The organism is 'Chrysanthemum coronarium' phytoplasma, assembly GCF_000744065.1.
Taxonomy (GTDB): domain Bacteria; phylum Bacillota_I; class Bacilli_A; order Acholeplasmatales; family Acholeplasmataceae; genus Phytoplasma; species Phytoplasma asteris.
In genome coordinates, this window is record NZ_BBIY01000011.1 from 1 (window position 1) to 5,659 (window position 5,659).

The 5,659-nt window shown below is 29.5% G+C and carries 2 protein-coding genes and 2 pseudogenes; all 4 read left to right on the top strand.

Annotation, left to right across the window (positions count from 1 at the left end; all coding sequences use genetic code 11):
* A partial coding sequence (gene dnaE / locus OYV_RS00770) for a DNA polymerase III subunit alpha (protein ID WP_042067712.1) occupies nt 1-2,135 on the top strand: 2,135 nt, incomplete at its 5' end.
* A gap of 386 nt (nt 2,136-2,521) precedes the next feature.
* Nucleotides 2,522-3,115, top strand: coding sequence for a hypothetical protein (locus OYV_RS04380; protein ID WP_050707730.1), 594 nt, complete (start codon nt 2,522-2,524; stop codon nt 3,113-3,115).
* 113 nt (nt 3,116-3,228) lie between these two features.
* A pseudogene (locus OYV_RS05260) lies at nt 3,229-4,009 on the top strand (HAD-IIB family hydrolase).
* 58 nt (nt 4,010-4,067) lie between these two features.
* A pseudogene (asnB, locus tag OYV_RS05630) lies at nt 4,068-5,659 on the top strand (asparagine synthase B); the annotation flags it as partial.

Consider the following 5,659-nt stretch of genomic DNA (forward strand, 5'->3'; position numbering starts at 1 on the left):
AAAATAAAAAAAACGACGACCAAACTGATTTATCTTTTTTAACCAAAGATAATTTTGATAGCGCCTACAACGCCCAAACACATAAAGCAATGTTTGCTTATTTAAAAAAATTAATCTCTTCTATTAAATATCAAAATTATTTACCACAAAAAATGTTGTTGCCTTCCTTTGTTGATTTTTTACAACCCCAAAAAATAACTGCCAAAGATTACTTAAAACAAATTTCTTATGAAGGTTTGCGCCAATACATCGATTTTAAAAACCCTAAATATACCAAATACCAACAAAGGCTAGATCAAGAATTACAAATTATAGCTGATATGGAATATGACAATTATTTTTTAATTGTAGGTGATGTTGTAAGATACGCCAAAAAACAAGGTATTTTAGTAGGTCCTGGTAGAGGCTCTTCTTCGGGTTCTTTGGTGTGTTTTTGTTTACAAATTACAGAGATTGACCCTTTACAATATGATCTTATTTTTGAGCGTTTTTTAAATCCTCAAAGAAAAACTATGCCAGATATTGACCTTGATTTTCCAGACAATACAAGAGATTTAATTATTCAATATGTTTGTCAAAAGTACGGCACCAAACACGTAGCAAGTATTATTACTTTTGGTAGATTTGTAAGCCAAAAAGCCATTATCAATGAATTAGTTAAATTTATGCCCACAGTAAAGGAATTCCAAACTAAACGCGTTTTGGCATATTTGGATAAAAAAAGCACTTATCAAAAAGAAACTTTGGATTTGCAAATGAAAAACTTACTTACAATGGCATCTTATATCGAAGGAATACCACGGTTTACAGGAACCCATCCAGCAGGAATTATTTTAAGCCAAATGCCCCTTGATCAAATTATCCCCTTACAAAAAGGCACTCATAATAACTTACAACAAACCCAATGGGAAGCTTCTTTCCTTAAATCAATCGGACTTCTCAAAATAGATTTTTTAGGATTAAGAAGTCTTACTTTGATGAATAAAATGGTTTTAGCCATTCAAAAAACTAATCCCCATTTTGGTCTTTTTAAAATCCCTTTAAACGACACAAAAACTTTCGAGCTGTTGCAACAAGGAAAAACAATAGGGATTTTTCAATTAGAATCTTATAACGCCAAAATCTTTTTACAAAAAATGATGCCCCAAAAGTTCGAAGACCTAATTGCCTTACTTGCCTTAAATAGACCAGGACCCATCGATTCTTTTAATATGTTTTTAAAAAACCGCCATCAAAAAACTACCACTTTTTTTAGCCCCTTAATTGATTTTATCCTCCAACCCACTTATGGCATTATTCTTTATCAAGAACAAATTATGCAAATTGTAGCTGTCTTTGCCAAATACAGTCTTGCCCAAGCAGACCTTTTTAGAAGAGCTATTAGCAAAAAGGAAAAAGATTTATTATTGCAAGAAAAAAACAACTTCATTGCCCAAAGCAAAGAACAAGGACGCGACCTTACAATAGCTAACAAACTTTATGATTATATTTTAAAATTTTCCAATTACGGTTTTAACAAAAGTCACAGTGTCGCTTATTCTTTAATTAGTTATCGTATGGCTTATTTGAAAGCTAATTATTTTATTGCTTTTGTAATTACTTTATTAAATGATGCTATTGGAGATGCAACCCAGACAGAAATTTTGCTCAAAGAAGTTATCCAAAAAGGTATCATTATAGAACCACCCCATATATTTAGTAGCCAAGATAAATATTATTTCAAAGACAATAAATTATTTTTGCCTCTAACTATTATTAAAGGAATAAATATTGCCTTTTGCCAAGAATTAATGAAAGAACAAAAAAAATTAATTAAAGAACACCAAAAATTAACTAAAACTGCCCAAATGCCCCTTTATTATTCTTTTAAAACCTTTAAACAACAATTGTTTCCTTTCCTCACCGAACCTTTATTAACTAATTTAATTTTTGCAGGCACCCTTGATAAAATGGGGCTAAACCGCAATACTTTAGAACAAAACAAAGATTTAAAAGAAGTTAAATATTATCCATATTCGGATTACGAACCTAAAATACACCCCGAATTACCTTTAAAAGAACTTGTCATTAAACAAAAAAAAACATTAGGCTTTGGACTTCATAATTTATTAATTAATCAAAAAAATAAATCTTAAATATTATTTTATTATTCAAAATTATTGTAAATACAAACACATTATTAAATTATTTAAAATTATTATATTTCTATATTTTGCTCCTTTTGCCTTTTTCATATTTTTTGCTTTGCTTTGCTTTTCATTTTTTTGTTTTTAATTTGATTAAATCTGTTTTTTTAAACAATTACACAATCAATAAAAATAAATAAAAGAGGATAAAAATGAATAAATTATTAATTGTAACAATATTAGTAATCATTTTTTGCGCAATACATTTTAAACAAAAAGTCAACATCAAAAAAAATATTGTCTTTTTATCAGAAAAAATCAGTTTATGGATGTAAACATTTTATTTTTATCATGCCATTTATTGTGAATTAAAAAAAATAAATAATTTCTTTTTGATGAAATTTCTTTGGAACTCCAATCGTAAATGCAACAATATATTAAAACATTTACAAGACATTCACACCATTTTTGATAAATTACAACAAGACCAAAAAATAACTGATATTGAAATTATGATGCTTTTAACATACGATCAATCAGTAACTTTTGTAAAACAAAAATACGGTTTAGTAAGTGGCTCTTATTTTATGGATGCAAGTTTTACTCAAACTAACCCAAATATCAAAAAAACATCTGAAGGCTTAGAAATACACCACATAAAAGAATATCAAGCAAGAGGATTATCAAATCCCAAATACGCCAAACACCACCCTTTTGAATACCAAAAAGGCATTAATTTGGTGTATTGTAATTTATTAGAACATTTTCTTTTGCATTTAAAAATTTGTGATTATTCCAAAAACCCTTTACATCCTGAAGTTGGCAAAAAGGGAGCAGAAATTATTTTTCATCGTTTAGCTAAAATCTTTTTTGACAATCCTTTTGAATATCAAAAAAACAAACGCATATCAGCCCAAAAAATTTATTATCAAAAAAGTGATTTTTGGAAATGCTTTTATTTATACCAAAGTTTAAAAGTTTATTTATGACAAAATAAAAATATTTGATTTGTATAATATTTTATGTCATTTATTTTTTTCATCATTTTTGCATTAATTAGTTATCTTTTGATTATAATATATCAAGGAATAAAGGAACAAATATGAAAAAACTATTCTTTTTTGATATTGACCAAACTTTATACAACGGCAAAACCAAAGAAATTCCTTCACAAACCACAAAACTTTTACAAACCCTAGCGAAAAAACCCAATAATATTTTAGAAATTGCTACAGGAAGAAGCTACAAAGGTTTAAGCGTTTTAAAAGAACTTACTTCTTTATTTAAGTATTTTGTTGTTCTAAATGGAGTTATTACTTGGAAAGCCACAAATATCGTCCAACAAACTTGCATCCCCCAAGAACTTGTAATTAAACTAAATTGCCAAGCCCAAAAAAAAGGAATCATAGTTCTCAATGTCAGTTTAGAAGAAAAGGACATAACCCAAACAACAGATCCTGATTCTAAAAGTTTGTTTGATAATGTAATGTTGCAAAAAAAATCCCATCAAAAGCAATCTTCATTTAGAAAAACCTATTTACAAAATTAATTTATTTCATCCAAATACCTCCCTTGTTGTTGATTTTTTAAAAGATTTTGAACAACTCCACGCTTATTATTGGAAAAATGGTGTTGTAAGTTTAAGTGCCAAACAAGTTAATAAAGCTTATGGTATCCAAGCAATTATGAAAGACCACAAAGACTGCCAATTAATTTGCATGGGAGATGGTTGCAACGATTTTGAAATGCTTCAATTTGCAGATATAGGAATCGTCATGGCAAATAATCATTATGAAACTCTTCACAAAGTTGCAAATTTAACTGCTCCTCACATTGAAAAAAACGCTTTATATGATTTTTTTAAAGATTATAATTTGTTATGAAGTTGTTTATCGAAGAAAAAATAAAATGTGTTTTCAATGCGTTTAAAAGGAGAATAAAATGTGTTCAATTTTTGGAATACTAAATATTAAAACCGATCCACAAATTTTGCGTGACCAAGCTCTTAAACTTTCAAGTTTGATGCGTCATCGAGGACCTGATTGGTCAAGAATTTTTGCCTCTCAAAAAGCCATTTTAGCACACGAAAGACTATCAATTATAGATGTTAATGCTGGAGCTCAACCACTTTATAATAAAACCAAAACCTTAATACTTGCAATAAATGGAGAAATTTATAACCACCTAGATTTACGCAAACAATACAAAGATAAATACGAATTTCAAAAAGAATCAGATTGTGAAGTTATTCTAGCACTATATCAAGAAAAAGGTGTTAATTTTTTAGATGAATTACAAGGAATGTTTGCATTTATTTTATATGATCTTACAAAAAACACCTATCTTATAGGACGCGATCATATGGGAATAATTCCACTTTATATGGGATATTACCTTAACCAAAATTTTTATATAGCTTCTGAAATGAAAGCCTTAATTCCCATTTGCCAAACCCTTTCTATTTTTCCTCCAGGAAATTATTTATATAGTGAATCTGGCAAAATGGTGAAATATTATAAACGCAATTGGATGGATTATCAAAATGTTTACAACAACCAAACCAACACAAACCAATTACGCAATTTTCTTGAAGCATCAGTAAAAAAAATTTAATGTCTGATGTTCCTTATGGCGTACTTTTATCTGGTGGTCTTGACTCTTCTATTATTTCTGGAATCACTAAAAAATTTGCCAAACACCGCATAGAAGAATCAAGTAAAAAAGAGGTTTGTTTTCCTTCACTTCATTCTTTTGCTGTAGGTCTTAAAGGCGCTCCTGATCTTAAAGCTGCCAAAGAAGTAGACAATCATTTAGGAACAGCCCATCATGAAATTAATTTTACTATTCAAGAAGGCATAGATGCTTTAAAAGATGTTATTTATCACATTGAAACGTATGATATTACAACTATTCGCGCATCAATTCCTATGTATTTAATGGCTCGCAAAATTAAAGCTATGGGAATCAAAATGATTCTTTCTGGTGAAGGTGCTGATGAGATTTTTGGAGGTTATCTATATTTTCATAAAGCCCCTAATGCTCAAGAATTCCACAAAGAAACAGTCCGTAAATTAGCTTCATTACATTTATATGATTGTTCACGAGCCAACAAAGCAATGAGTGCTTGGGGAGTAGAGGCGCGAGTGCCTTTCTTAGACAAAAACTTTTTAGATGTTGCTATGAGACTTAATCCCAAAGATAAAATGTGTGGCACAAATGGCAAAATAGAAAAACATATTCTACGACAAACATTTGAATCTTATTTACCCAAAAAGATTGTATGGCGCCAAAAAGAACAATTTTCTGATGGAGTAGGCTACAGTTGGATTGATGCTTTAAAACAACTTGCCCAAACCAAAATCACAGATACACAATTAAAAAATGCTTATGTTCGTTTCCCTTACAATACTCCTACAAACAAAGAAGGCTACATGTATCGCGAAATTTTTGAAATCTTATTTCCTTTGCCAAGTGCAATAAGTCTTTTTCCTGGTGGTCCTTCAATTGCTTGCTGTACTGCAAAAGCTATCGAA

Excerpts from the sequence above, each read along its gene's own strand:
- OYV_RS04380 (WP_050707730.1), top strand. The coding sequence starts at position 2,522 with ATGAAATTTCTTTGGAACTCCAATCGTAAATGCAACAATATATTAAAA.